Source organism: Romboutsia sp. 1001713B170207_170306_H8, from assembly GCF_015550495.1.
Classification (GTDB): Bacteria; Bacillota; Clostridia; order Peptostreptococcales; family Peptostreptococcaceae; genus Romboutsia_E.
In genome coordinates this window covers 1-13,265 of record NZ_JADNAX010000002.1, presented here as the reverse complement: position 1 = coordinate 13,265, position 13,265 = coordinate 1, and the positions used below count along the sequence as shown (strand labels likewise).

Sequence of the window (13,265 nt, the reverse complement as noted above, 5' to 3'; positions counted from 1 at the left end):
GAATATAGAATATTATTCTAATTTAAAAATAATATATTAATTATTTGACATTAAGTATATAATATAAAAAAATAGAAAATAAAGACTAGAGGGGGTATACATATGATAAAAAATAGAATTGAAAAATTAAGAAAACTAATGAGTCAAAAAGAAATTTATGCCTATATAATACCATCTTCAGACTTTCATCAAAGTGAGTATGTTGGAGAGTATTTTAAAAGTAGAGAATATATATCTGGATTTACAGGGTCGGCAGGTACTATAGTAATAACTAAAGATGATGGTGGATTATGGACTGATGGAAGGTACTTCTTACAAGCTGAAACTGAACTTAAAGATAGTGGCATAAAACTATATAAGTCTGGAATGGAAGGGGTTCCTACTATTGAAGATTATTTATATGATAATATGCCGGAAAATTCAACGTTAGGATTTGATGGAAGAGTGATATCTGTTGATGAAGGAGAAAAATTAAAACATCGATTAAAAAGTAAAAATATAAAAATTTCTTACGAAGATGATTTAATTGATTATATATGGGAAGATAGATCATCGATGTCATCAGAAATAGGATTTTTATTAGATATAAAATATACAGGAGAAGATTTTTTAAGTAAATTAAATAAAGTAAGAAAATCTATAAAAGAAAATAATGCAACAATGCATATAATTGCATCATTAGATGATATAGCATGGTTATTTAATATAAGAGGTAGAGATGTAAAGTATAATCCTGTACTTCTTTCATATGCAATAATAACTTTAGATAAAGTTTATTTATTTGTTGATGATAATAAACTTACAATTGAAATGAAAGAAGAGTTAAATAAGGCAGATACAATTATAAAACCATATTTTGAAATATACGATTTTATAAAAAACATAGATAAAGATCAAGTTGTATTACTAGATAAATCTAAGATAAATTATGCAATTTATAACAATATTTCGAGTGAAATAGAAAAAGTAAGTGTACAAAACCCTACTGTATTACTTAAAGCTATAAAAAATGAAGTAGAGTTAAATAATATAAGAAAATGTCATATAAGAGATGGCGTTGCTATGACTAAGTTTATGTATTGGTTAAAAAATAATGTAGGAAAAATTGAAATGGATGAAGTTAGTATAGATGAGCAATTGCTAAAGTTTAGACAAGAGCAAGAAAACTTTATTGAGCCTAGTTTTAACACAATAGCAGGATATAAAGAGCATGGGGCAATAATTCATTATAGTGCTACAAAAGAAAGCGCATATAAATTATACCCAGAAGGATTATTGTTAGTAGATTCTGGGGGACAATATTTTGATGGAACCACAGATATAACTAGAGTATATGTATTAGGTGATATTCCTGAAGTTCAAAAAACACATTTTACAGCTGTAGTTAGAGGTATGGTAAAATTATCAATGGCTAAGTTCATGTATGGATGTAGAGGGTACAACTTAGATATACTAGCAAGAGGTCCAATTTGGGATTTAGGTATAGATTATAGAACAGGTACAGGACATGGTATAGGATTTGTTTTAAATGTACATGAGGCTCCAAATGGATTTAGATGGAGAATAGTACCTGAAAGGAATGATAGTTGTGTATTAGAAGCTGGTATGGTTACTACTAATGAACCAGGTATTTATATAGATGGATCTCATGGTATAAGAATAGAGAATGAGCTTATAACAGTTAAGAGTGATGTAAATGAATATGGACAATTTATGGAATTTGAAGCTGTTACACTTGTTCCTATAGACTTAGATGGAATTAATCCGATGTTAATGGAAAAAGCAGAAATTGATTACTTAAATGATTATCATAAGAAAGTTTATAATGAGATTTCTCCATACTTAAATGAAGAAGAAAAGGAATGGTTAAAGAAATATACTAGGGCTATATAATGAAATAAAAAGGTGTATCCTAAATTATATGGATACATCTCTTATTTTATAAAATAATTAGATAGTAAAATATATAAAAAGGGATGAGATATAACATGTCAAAATCAAAAGTAAAAACTAATGCAATGAGAATACTTGATTCGAATGATATTAAATACAATATATATTCTTATGATATTGGAAAAAAACATGTGGATGGAATTGAAGTTGCAAGTAAAATAGGTAAGGATATTAAAGTGGTGTATAAGACATTGGTAGCACAAGGTTTAAGTAAAGAATACTATGTATATGTTATACCAGTTAATGAAAATTTGGATTTAAAGAAGGCGGCAAAAGCTTCTAAAGAAAAGAATATAGAAATGATACATGTTAAAGATATTAATAAAGTTACTGGATATGTAAGGGGAGGGTGTTCACCTATAGGTATGAAAAAGTTGTATAAAACTTTTGTAAATATAAGTGCTAAAGAATTAAATGAAATTATTGTAAGTGCAGGTAAAATAGGATATCAAATTGAAATATCTCCTACTGATTTACAAAAACTAGTTAAATTTGAATTTGAAGACATTATAAAATAGACTGAGTAAAATACTCAGTCTATTTTATAATCTATTTAATATAAGTGCCTTTTGAATCTTGAGTTATGACACCTTTTTTCATAAGAATACCTAAAGCACGTTTAAAGTTTTTCTTACTAGAATTAAACACAGTGGCAATTTCTTCTGGCGTAGATTTATCATTAAATCTCATAAATCCATCATTACCCTCTAAGTAACTAATAATAGAAGATTCTAAAGTATCTAGTTCATCTTTTCTACCTTGTCTAGGAGAAAGTCCTAGTTTTCCATCTTCATATATTTTTATAACTTTTAAAGTTAACTCCTGCCCATGTTTTAACTCAGTGAAATATTCATTATGTAGTATTACCCCAGCATACTTATTATCAACTACAACCATAGCTGAATTATTCGTTTGGAATCCATATACAACTCCATTAACTGTATCTCCAATATTATATTCATGATCAGTAGTTAAGTATGAATCTATATCAGTAGTAGCTGCTAATCTTTCGCTTTTATCTACATATATATAGAATGGATATCTTTCTCCTTTTTCTAAATCATAAGTTCTAGCCTTAAAAGGAACTAGTATATCTTTAGGAAGACCGATATCTATGAAACTTCCTATTTTCGTATGAGCAACAACTTTTAACATAGAAATTTCACCAACTTTAGCTTTAGGGGCTATTAAAGTTGCAGATAGTCTATCTTCTGAATCCTTAAAAATAAAAGCTTCAACTTCATCTCCTATTTCTATACTGTTTTTTCCAAGTAATCTATTATGTAATAATATATCATCTTTAGTTTGATTAGTTTTACCATCTAAGAAATAACCAAAATCAGCTTTCCTTTTAACTTTTAATTTATTAAAATCACCTATTTTTATCAAATTAAGCATCTCCTTACTAAATTATTATTTATAATTGTGCATTTCTATATAATATCATATATTATGTGAGTTATATAAAATATTTTTTACAAAATACTAATAAATTATTGAAATAGTTAGGAAAATAAAATGAATTAATTATAAAAAGGTAATAATATAATAAAATTAGATGATTTTCTCATTAAATTTTAATACTTCATTAATACGCCTCTAATTTAAAAAATATATAATACAATTAAAGATTGGAGGTAGCTAATTATGAATATGAATGAAAATAAGAAAGAAGAAAAAGTGAATAAATTAGATATAATAGAAAAGATAAAATTAAAGAAGAAAAAAATAAAGAAAAGTATAATAATGATATTAATTTTTTCTATAATAGGAATTGGAAGTGTTGGCATAGGAGTGTTTTCATATGCAGAATCTAAAGTAAATTATACAGAAGATCAGTTAAAAGAAATTGCATTAAGTAAAATTCCAGGTGATATTATTAAAGTTGAAAAAGATTTTGATGATGATAGTTTTACCTTCGAATATGAATTTAAAATAAAGGATGAGAATAATCTACTTAGAGAAGTTACTGTTAACAGCAATAGTGGAGCTATAATAGATCTAGATGATAATTTTAGAAATAGCTATAAATATGATTAAATAATTAATATAGTAAAGTGGGGATATAATTAATATATTCCTATTTTTGTATAATAAATATAAACAAGAAAGGAATATGTTTATGAAAAAAATATTAGTCATAGAAGACGAGAAAAATATATCTTCTTTTGTAAAAATGGAATTACAATTTGAAGGATATAATGTAGTTATAAAAGAGGATGGTAAGAGTGGATTGTATGAAGCAATTAAAGAAAGTTATGATTTAATCTTATTAGACTTGATGTTGCCAGAGCTTAATGGGCTAGAAGTTTGTAGAAGATTAAAAAGAGAAAAAGATACACCAATAATTATGTTGAGTGCAAGAGATAGTGTTATGGATAAAGTTACTGGACTTCAAACTGGAGCTGATGATTATATAGCTAAGCCGTTTGCAATAGAAGAATTATTAGCAAGAATTCAAGTTGTATTTAGAAGACAAGGAGAAGCAAATTTAAAAGAAATAAAAATAAAAGATATAAAAGTTTGTAAAGATTCTAGAATAGTAAAAAAGGGTGATAAAGAAATTAACCTTACAAATAAGGAGTATGAGCTCTTGCTATACTTAATAGAAAATAAGGATAAGGTAATTTCTAGATATTCACTTTTAGAAAATATATGGGGTTACGATTATGAAGCAGAGACTAATGTAGTAGATGTTTATATAAGATATTTAAGAAATAAATTGGATAGTGAAAATAAAGAAGAATATATTCAGACAGTCAGATCAGTTGGATATGTTATGAGGTCTTAGATATGAAATTAAAAAAGAAATTATCAGTATCTAAGGAGTTTAGTCTTGTTTCTTTGGCTATTATAGTTGCAATACTTACAATTTATACAATAATACAAGTTATAAGTTTTACTGCATTTAGCATAGAACATCAATGTGAATTGATAGACAAAACATATAATCAGTTAAGATATATGATTACTAGAGAAGGTGAAGAAAGTTATAAAGATTTAACTAATTTTATAAGTAATTTAACTGAAGATGAGTATGTTAGGGTTTATAAAAATGGAAAATCTATTTTCCAAACAAATTCAGACATATGGGATAAAATAAGTGTTAAAAATAATATAAAATATAAATTAAAGATAATAGAATATAGACCATATATATTATTAGATAAAGATATAAATAATACTTATCAAGTTCAAATTTTACAAAAAATAGATATATTAACTGATTTTTTAGAAAATTATATTTTTATATTTATAGGAGCTATTATACTTAGTATAGTACTTAGTATTTTTGGATCATTATACTTATCAAAGCGATTTGTAAATAGGCTAAAAGTTTTAACTAATACAATGAAAAATATTAAAGAAAATAATATTGATTTAAGAGTTCCTTTGTTAAATACTAATGATGAATTTGATAAAATGAATATTTTATTTAATTCTATGATGGATGATATAGAAGATGCTTTTAACAATCAAAGTCAATTTGTATCAGATGCATCTCATGAATTAAGAACTCCTTTAACTGTTCTTCAAGGTCATTTGAAGATGTTAAATAGGTGGGGAAAAGAAGATAAGGATGTCTTAAATAATTCAATAAATGTATGCTTAGATGAAGTTAATAGAATGATAAAAATGGTTAATGATTTACTTTCATTATCAAGGGCGGATAAAGAAATTATAGATTTAAATAAAGTAGAATTAATTTATCCTAAGGATATTATCTTAGACACTATAGATAATTATAAGTTTTTAAATGAATCTATAGATTTTAAAGTTGATATAGATAGTAATATTAAAATAAAAATAACAAAAGAACATTTAAAACAATTGTTATTTATAATTATTGATAATGCTATAAAGTATAATAATAAAGATAATATAAGAATAGAATTATCTGTTTATAGAGAAAATGAAAATATGTGTATATCAATAAAGGACAATGGTATGGGTATTGATAAAAAACATATCAAAAAAGTTACCGAACGATTTTATAAAGCAGATGAGGCTAGAGTTAAAAATAACTCCTTTGGCTTAGGTCTTTCAATAGCTAAAAGAATTATATTAATGTATAAAGGTGAAATAAAAATATATAGTGAAGTTAATAAGTATACAAATATCATATTGAAACTTAAAAATTCTCATTAAATTTTAATATTTTATTAAGAAATATTTAACCTCTTATATTTAAAATAAATATAACAAAGTCGATTTGATTATATTTAAAAAGAGGTGGATTTATGGATATAAATACTTTAGTGATAAATTTCATGAATCAGTATGGGCTAATAAGTATTTTTATTATTATAACTTTAGAGTATGCAAATTTTCCTTTGCCTAGTGAAGTTGTGTTGCCACTAGTAGGAATAATGATTTCTAAAGGTGATTTTAATTTTTTAGTGGTTCTTATAATATCTATATTAGCTGGTATAACTGGAAGTATTACAAATTACTTAATTGGATTAAAGTTTGGAAAATCATTAATGAAATATTTATTAAAGAAGTATCCGAAGATAAAAAAATCAATGAATGTATCAGTTTGGTGGTTAAATAAATATGGAAAAGTATCAGTTATGATATCAAGGGTAATTCCAGTAGCTAGAACTTTTATATCTATACCTGCAGGTATAAATAAAATGAATATGTACTCATTTATATGCTACTCATCTATAGGTATAGGTGTATGGAATTCTGGACTAATTGGATTGGGATATATTTTAGGTGATAATTTATCTGAAATAGGATACATAATGAAAAACTATTCTATATTAATTTTTATTTTGATATTAATTATAATAGTTACTTTGTTCTTAAGAAAAGATAGGTACATAAAAAATAATTGCTAAATATATATACTCTAAAAAGCCTCTTGAAGAAATTTAAGAGGCTTTTTAGAGTATATATATGTAATATTGAGAAAATATAAAGATAGGATAAAATATAAAAGGTTTATAAAATTATTTAATAATTAAATTAGATATAAAGTAAGGTAAAGGTATTAAAAAATTAGGCATACTAAACTTTATAAATATTAATATAAACTTAATATACAAAGTAAATAATAAAAACATTAAAAATACTAGGTTTTGACAGTTAGGAAAAAATAAAAAATAGTTAAAAAACTATTGAATAAAATCTTAAAATTTTATATAATAACTTTTGTTGTTTAGAAATTTTAAACTCAATGTTTAGTCATTATAACAAAACGAGGAGGTGTAAATATGGATATAGGTGAGAAAATTAAAAGGATGAGAATTGAAAAACAATTGACCCAAGAAGAACTTGCAAATAGATGTGAGTTATCAAAAGGATTTATATCTCAAGTTGAGAATAACCTTACGTCGCCATCCATAGCTACTCTTATAGATATATTGGAAATCTTAGGAACGAACTTAAGAGAATTTTTTAATGAAATAGATGATGAAAGAATATCTTTTACAAAAGATGATATGTTTGAAACTGAAGATGAAGAATTAAAATATAAATTAAAATGGTTAATTCCGAATTCTCAAAAAAATCAAATGGAACCTATAATAATAACATTATATCCAGGGGGTCAATATAAAGAAGAAAAGCCTCATGAAGGAGAAGAATTTGGATATGTTCTTGCAGGTTCAATATATGTACATATAGGAGATAAAAAAAGCAAGGTTAAAAAAGGAGAAAGTTTTTATTTTAAACCTAGAGCAAATCATTATATATCAAATGTAGGAAAAAAAGAAGCTAGAGTGGTTTGGGTAAGTACTCCACCATCATTTTAGGAAAGAGGTGCTATATAATTGACAGATAACATAATAAGTTTACAAGGTATATCTAAAACTTATGAAGATAATAAAGTTTTAGATGGTCTAAATTTAGACATTAAAAAGAATGAATTTTTAACATTACTAGGTCCAAGTGGATGTGGAAAAACGACTACGTTAAAAATAATAGCTGGGTTTGAATATGCAGATGATGGAAAGGTATTATTTGAAAATAAAGATTTGAATAATATACCGCCTTATGAAAGGCCTGTAAATACAGTATTTCAAAAATATGCTTTATTCCCACATATGAATATTTATGAAAATATAGCATTTGGGCTAAAAATAAAGAAAATGCCTAAGGATGAAATAGATAGAAAAGTAAGAGAAATGCTAAAGCTTGTTGCACTTGAAGGATTTGAAAAAAGAAGTATAGATTCTTTAAGTGGTGGCCAACAACAAAGAATCGCTATAGCGAGAGCATTAGTAAATGAACCTAAGGTTTTATTATTAGATGAGCCACTAGGAGCACTAGATTTAAAATTAAGACAAGAGATGCAAACTGAGTTAAAAAAGATACAACAAAAGCTTGGGATAACATTTATATTTGTAACACATGATCAAGAAGAAGCATTAACTATGTCAGATACAATAGTAGTAATGAATAAAGGTAAAATACAACAAATGGGTAGTCCTGAAGATATATACAATGAGCCTAAAAATGCTTTTGTTGCTAGATTTATAGGTGAAAGTAATATATTTGACGGAGTTATGCATGATGATTATAAAGTTGAATTCTGTGGAAAGCACTTTGAATGTGTAGATAAAGGATTCAAAAAAGATGAAGTTATAGATGTTGTAATAAGGCCAGAAGATATAAAGATGACAAGTGCGAATGAAGGAATGTTAAGAGGTATAGTTACATCAGTTGTTTTCAAAGGTGTACATTATGAGATAGAAGTTGAAGAAAATAGTAGGAAATGGATAATTCATAATACGCAAAATGCCAAGGTAGGAGAAGAACTTGGTATGAATATATATCCAGAAGATATACACATTATGAAAAAGGTAAGTGAAGTATAATGAAAAGAAAAACTAACTCATATTTAGCTTCTCCTTATGCAATATGGAGTATGATATTTATAGTCATTCCTTTATTATTAATAGTATTTTTTGGATTTACTAAGGAAGTTGATGGTAGATATATACTATCGTTAGAAAACTTCCAAAGATTAATGGATCCTATATTTTTCAAGGTATTTGCTCGTTCACTATGGCTTGCTCTAATATCAACATTACTATGTATATTAATTGGATATCCAACAGCATATATTATTTCTAAGGCAAAAGTAAGTAGACAAGGGATATTAATAATGTTATTTATATTACCAATGTGGATGAACTTTTTATTAAGAACTTATGCATGGATGTCAATATTAGGTAAGAATGGCTTTATAAACACAATTCTTACATCATTAGGATTTGAGCCCGCTAATATATTATACACAAATACAGCAGTACTATTAGGTATGGTATATAACTTTTTACCATTTATGGTACTTCCGATATACACAATACTTTCAAAAATGGATCAAGACTTGATTAATGCAGCAAAGGACTTAGGAGCAAATAGTTTTCAAGTGTTTACTAAAGTTATTTTCCCTTTAAGTATACCGGGTGTTGCATCAGGTACAACAATGGTATTTATGCCAGCGGTATCTACATTTGTAATTTCTAAGTTACTTGGTGGTGGTAAAATAATGCTAGTTGGTAACTTAATTGAGCAGCAATTTATGGCAGTTGGAGATTGGCACTTTGGATCAGCAGTATCTATATTTATGATGATATTAATTCTACTGTCAATGGCATTTATGAATAAATTTGAAAATGAATCTAGCAAAGAAGGCGGTGGATTACTATTATAAAGAAACTAACGTCTAATATATACTTAACGTTGGTGTTCATATTTTTATATGCACCAATAATGGCTCTAGCTGTTTTCTCATTTAATGATTCTAAGTCTATGGGGAAATGGGAAGGTTTTACGTTTAAATGGTATCAAAGTTTATTTCAAGATGAACGAATAATGACGGCTTTATTTTATACTATAGTAATAGCAGTTGTAGCATCATTAGTAGCTACAATAATCGGTACGATTACAGCAATTGGTATACATAATATGAAGAGGGGTAAATTAAAAAAAGTAATATTAAATGTAAATAATTTGCCGATATTAAATCCAGATGTTGTAACTGGAGTATCTTTAATGACACTATTTGTATTTTTAAATGTTGAATTTGGATTTAAAACTATATTACTTTCTCATATAGTATTTAATATTCCATATGTAATACTTTCTGTTTTACCAAAACTAAAACAATTACCTCCTAATATTGAGGATGCTGCAATGGATTTAGGCGCTACACCTATGTATGCACTTAAAAAAGTTGTAATACCTCAAATAAAGCCAGGTATAATATCAGGTATGTTAATAGCATTTACTATGTCTATAGATGATTTTGTAATAAGCTTCTTTACAGCAGGTAATGGAGTGACAAATTTATCAATAGAGATATACTCAATGACAAGAAGAGGAATTAGTCCAGAGATAAATGCATTATCTACAATAATGTTTGTTGTTGTTTTAATACTATTAATATTATCTAATGTAAGTGGTAAAAAACAGCCAGTATTAAATAAAGAATAATAAATGTTCTTGAGGAGGGTAAATATGAAGTCTAAAAAAATTATATGCTTAGCTACTATATTTGCACTAGCCTCTACATTATTAGTTGGATGTGGTAGTTCGAAGCCATCTAATCAAGTTCTTAACATATATAATGTCGGAGATTATATAGATGAAGACTTATTGACTAAGTTTGAAGAGGAAACTGGAATAAAAGTAGTTTATGAAACATATGACACAAATGAGTCTATGTATCAGAAGGTAAAAAGTGGAAGTTCAAAGTATGATCTGGTATTCCCATCAGATTATATGGTTGAAAAAATGATAAATGAAGATATGTTAGAAGAAATTGATTATAACAATATACCTAACTATAAATATATAGATGAAGAATTTAAAAATGTGCCATATGATAAAGGTGATAAGCACAGTGTGCCTTATATGTGGGGAACATTTGGAATTGTATATAATAAAAATATTGTAGATGAAGAAGATGTTAAAACTTGGGATGTACTTTGGAATGAAAAGTATACAGGTGAAATTCAAATGCTAGATTCTGTTAGAGATAGTATGGGAATATCATTAAAAAGGTTAGGATACTCAATGAATTCTACAAATCAAAATGAAATAGAAGAAGCTAAACAACAACTTATGATTCAAAAACCTATAGTACAGTCTTATGTTAATGATGATGGTAAAGATAGACTTGTAGCAGGTGAAGCAGCTATGGGTATAGTTTATTCTGGTGATGCGATTGTTTTACTTGAAAGTAACGAGGATTTAGCGTATTCAATTCCAGAGGAAGGAACTAACAGATGGATTGATGCAATGTGTATACCAAAAACTGCAGAAAATAAAGAATACGCAGAGCAGTTTATAAACTTTATGTTAGACCCTGAAAACTCAGCTCAAAATGTTGAGTATATATGGTATTCAACACCGAATACTGGTGCTATAGAAATTTTAGGAGAAGATTATACTGAAGATCCTATAATGAATCCTTCTAAAGAAGTTATAGAAAAAACTGAAGTTTTCTCTGATTTAAGTATGGATGTACTAAAACTATATGATAATGCATGGATAGAAGTTAAATGCGAATAAGAAATAAAAAGGTCTGATTGAATTCAATCAGACCTTTTTATTTTTTATTGATTTTTAATACTATTAAATTTACACTTATTAAAGTATATGATTAATATACTTGTAAGAGTAGATTCGATTATTATATTATAAAATATTAATTTTATATCATGTAATGAATTTAATATTCGTATAAATAGATTATCGATTGGTGTAATTTAAATAAAATTTATACATAATAAAGGCGATTAGTAATAGAATATAGTATAATATATAAGTAATAAAGATAAGGAGGGGTTATGGGGAAGAAAAAAATAAAACATCTAAAAAGAAGAAAAATAAGAAAGAAAAAAGTAAAAAAAATTATCTCTATAGTTATTAGTTTAATTTTTATAATCGTATTGGTTGTAGGACTAAAGTATGCAATTGAGATGTTTAAAGCTAAAAATATAGAAGACTCTAAAATTGAATTTTACATGGATGTAGCAGATGAAGCAGGCAAACAAGAAACTCAAATTAATTGGAAAGAGCTTCTGGCTATTGATATGGTGATATATAATAATGATTTAAGTAAGGTAAAGAAAAGTGAAGTCTTAAATAGGGCTAAAAAGTTTTTAAATAAATCTAAAGATGAAAATGGTAATTATACTTATACATTGAAGTCTATAAAAGAAGTTCTAAATGAATTAAACTTTGATGAGAAGCAAAAATCAAAAGTAGAAAAAAATCTAAAAAGTTTAGAATATTTATGCTTAGGTAATATAAAGTTTACTGAAAATAGTCCAGAAATTATATTTATAAACAAAATAGAGGATATTGCTATAAAAAATTATAATGAATATAAAATACTACCGTCTATAACTATAAGTCAATGTATACTAGAGTCTGGGTGGGGAAACTCTGAACTTGCTAAACAAGGAAATAATTTATTTGGAATAAAAGCAGATTCATCTTGGGATGGAGAAAAAATAAGCATGGAAACATCTGAAAATTATGATGATAAAATAATAGCAACCTTCAGGGTGTATCCGTCTGTTGATCAGTCTATAAAAGATCATGGTAAGTTCTTAAAGGAAAATCCTAGATATGAAAAAAATGGTCTTTTTGAAGCTAAACACTATACTACTCAAGCTCAGGCTTTAGAGGATGCTGGATATAGTACTAAAGAAAATGAATATGGTGAAAAGATATATGCGGATATGTTGATTAAACTTATTAGAAAGTATAACTTACAGTTGGTTGACTCTAAATTATATAGATAAAAAATATTTTGATATTGAATGCAGTAATTAGATACATACTAATGGATAAATAAGTCTAGTTTTAAATAGGCTTATTTATCCAAATTAATATAATAATTTTTAGTATGAATAAATAAGGAAAAATGATATATAATATTAAAGCAAGGTAAAAAATATAATAAATTAAAAAAATATTAAAAAACTATTGACTAAAAAATACAAAAATGATAAAGTATAACTTGTCTGAAAGATAAGAAGACAAAATTAAGAACTTTGAAAATTAAACAGTAGGTTAATTTATATAACTAATTCTTATTTAAGAATTAAAACACAAACAACCAAGCCAGATATTCAGATAATGATTAGCTGAGCGATGGACAACTTTTGAGCATCGGGATATTCTCGTAGAGAATGGACGATGGCGAAATGAACGAAAGTGAATTTTATTTGAGAGTTTGATCCTGGCTCAGGATGAACGCTGGCGGCGTGCCTAACACATGCAAGTCGAGCGAACTTCTTCGGAAGTGAGCGGCGGACGGGTGAGTAACGCGTGGGTAACCT

General features: G+C 26.5%; 13 protein-coding genes and 1 rRNA gene. 13 read left to right on the top strand and 1 reads right to left on the bottom strand.

All coding sequences use genetic code 11. The features are described from left to right. Positions 1-102: 102 nt before the first annotated feature. Together I2A66_RS04745 and ybaK are read left to right on the top strand one after the other, a co-directional pair. Positions 103-1,893 (top strand): aminopeptidase P family protein, encoded by a 1,791-nt coding sequence (locus tag I2A66_RS04745; protein WP_122640985.1) that lies wholly within the window; start codon positions 103-105, stop codon positions 1,891-1,893. 95 nt (positions 1,894-1,988) lie between these two features. Then, entirely contained in the window at positions 1,989-2,471 is a 483-nt protein-coding gene (gene ybaK, locus I2A66_RS04740; protein ID WP_147516331.1) for a Cys-tRNA(Pro) deacylase, read from the top strand. Between the two features lie 31 nt (positions 2,472-2,502). Here ybaK and I2A66_RS04735 read toward each other — a convergent pair whose 3' ends face one another. Then, the gene (locus I2A66_RS04735) at positions 2,503-3,342 is read right to left on the bottom strand and encodes a CvfB family protein (protein WP_122640983.1); all 840 of its coding nucleotides are present in this window, start codon (positions 3,340-3,342) and stop codon (positions 2,503-2,505) included. Positions 3,343-3,600: 258 nt separating this feature from the next. Here I2A66_RS04735 and I2A66_RS04730 point away from each other — a divergent pair, with 258 nt between their 5' ends. From I2A66_RS04730 to I2A66_RS04680, 11 genes are all read left to right on the top strand, one after another. Then, entirely contained in the window at positions 3,601-3,993 is a 393-nt protein-coding gene (locus tag I2A66_RS04730) for a PepSY domain-containing protein (RefSeq protein WP_122640982.1), read from the top strand. An 82-nt stretch (positions 3,994-4,075) separates the two neighbouring features. After that, a complete protein-coding gene (locus I2A66_RS04725; protein WP_147516332.1) occupies positions 4,076-4,744 on the top strand; it encodes a response regulator transcription factor in 669 nt (222 codons plus the stop codon). 2 nt (positions 4,745-4,746) lie between these two features. Then, a complete protein-coding gene (locus I2A66_RS04720; protein ID WP_195251109.1) occupies positions 4,747-6,102 on the top strand; it encodes a sensor histidine kinase in 1,356 nt (451 codons plus the stop codon). Positions 6,103-6,194: 92 nt separating this feature from the next. Beyond that, positions 6,195-6,800: a DedA family protein gene (locus tag I2A66_RS04715; RefSeq protein WP_122640979.1), complete on the top strand. Its 606-nt coding sequence runs from the start codon at positions 6,195-6,197 to the stop codon at positions 6,798-6,800. A gap of 375 nt (positions 6,801-7,175) precedes the next feature. Then, the gene (locus tag I2A66_RS04710; RefSeq protein WP_122640978.1) at positions 7,176-7,715 is read left to right on the top strand and encodes a helix-turn-helix domain-containing protein; all 540 of its coding nucleotides are present in this window, start codon (positions 7,176-7,178) and stop codon (positions 7,713-7,715) included. A gap of 18 nt (positions 7,716-7,733) precedes the next feature. Then, positions 7,734-8,780 carry a spermidine/putrescine ABC transporter ATP-binding protein gene (gene potA / locus I2A66_RS04705; RefSeq protein ID WP_122640977.1) on the top strand — a complete coding sequence of 349 codons (1,047 nt, stop codon included), beginning with the start codon at positions 7,734-7,736 and terminating at the stop codon, positions 8,778-8,780. Beyond that, positions 8,780-9,622: an ABC transporter permease gene (locus tag I2A66_RS04700; protein WP_122640975.1), complete on the top strand. Its 843-nt coding sequence runs from the start codon at positions 8,780-8,782 to the stop codon at positions 9,620-9,622. The genes potA and I2A66_RS04700 overlap by 1 nt, the downstream gene beginning before the upstream one ends. Positions 9,623-9,720: 98 nt before the next feature. Further along, the gene (locus I2A66_RS04695) at positions 9,721-10,404 is read left to right on the top strand and encodes an ABC transporter permease (protein WP_334294993.1); all 684 of its coding nucleotides are present in this window, start codon (positions 9,721-9,723) and stop codon (positions 10,402-10,404) included. A 24-nt stretch (positions 10,405-10,428) separates the two neighbouring features. Beyond that, a complete protein-coding gene (locus I2A66_RS04690; protein ID WP_122640971.1) occupies positions 10,429-11,484 on the top strand; it encodes an ABC transporter substrate-binding protein in 1,056 nt (351 codons plus the stop codon). Positions 11,485-11,762: 278 nt separating this feature from the next. After that, complete coding sequence (locus I2A66_RS04685) at positions 11,763-12,725, top strand: glycoside hydrolase family 73 protein (protein ID WP_122640969.1); 963 nt, start codon at positions 11,763-11,765, stop codon at positions 12,723-12,725. Between the two features lie 422 nt (positions 12,726-13,147). After that, a 16S ribosomal RNA gene (locus I2A66_RS04680) occupies positions 13,148-13,265 on the top strand; the annotation flags it as partial.

Coding starts and splice junctions, on each gene's coding strand:
- I2A66_RS04745 (WP_122640985.1), top strand. CDS start 103: ATGATAAAAAATAGAATTGAAAAATTAAGAAAACTAATGAGTCAAAAA.
- ybaK (WP_147516331.1), top strand. CDS start 1,989: ATGTCAAAATCAAAAGTAAAAACTAATGCAATGAGAATACTTGATTCG.
- I2A66_RS04730 (WP_122640982.1), top strand. CDS start 3,601: ATGAATATGAATGAAAATAAGAAAGAAGAAAAAGTGAATAAATTAGAT.
- I2A66_RS04725 (WP_147516332.1), top strand. CDS start 4,076: ATGAAAAAAATATTAGTCATAGAAGACGAGAAAAATATATCTTCTTTT.
- I2A66_RS04720 (WP_195251109.1), top strand. CDS start 4,747: ATGAAATTAAAAAAGAAATTATCAGTATCTAAGGAGTTTAGTCTTGTT.
- I2A66_RS04715 (WP_122640979.1), top strand. CDS start 6,195: ATGGATATAAATACTTTAGTGATAAATTTCATGAATCAGTATGGGCTA.
- I2A66_RS04710 (WP_122640978.1), top strand. CDS start 7,176: ATGGATATAGGTGAGAAAATTAAAAGGATGAGAATTGAAAAACAATTG.
- I2A66_RS04700 (WP_122640975.1), top strand. CDS start 8,780: ATGAAAAGAAAAACTAACTCATATTTAGCTTCTCCTTATGCAATATGG.
- I2A66_RS04695 (WP_334294993.1), top strand. CDS start 9,721: ATGGGGAAATGGGAAGGTTTTACGTTTAAATGGTATCAAAGTTTATTT.
- I2A66_RS04690 (WP_122640971.1), top strand. CDS start 10,429: ATGAAGTCTAAAAAAATTATATGCTTAGCTACTATATTTGCACTAGCC.
- I2A66_RS04685 (WP_122640969.1), top strand. CDS start 11,763: ATGGGGAAGAAAAAAATAAAACATCTAAAAAGAAGAAAAATAAGAAAG.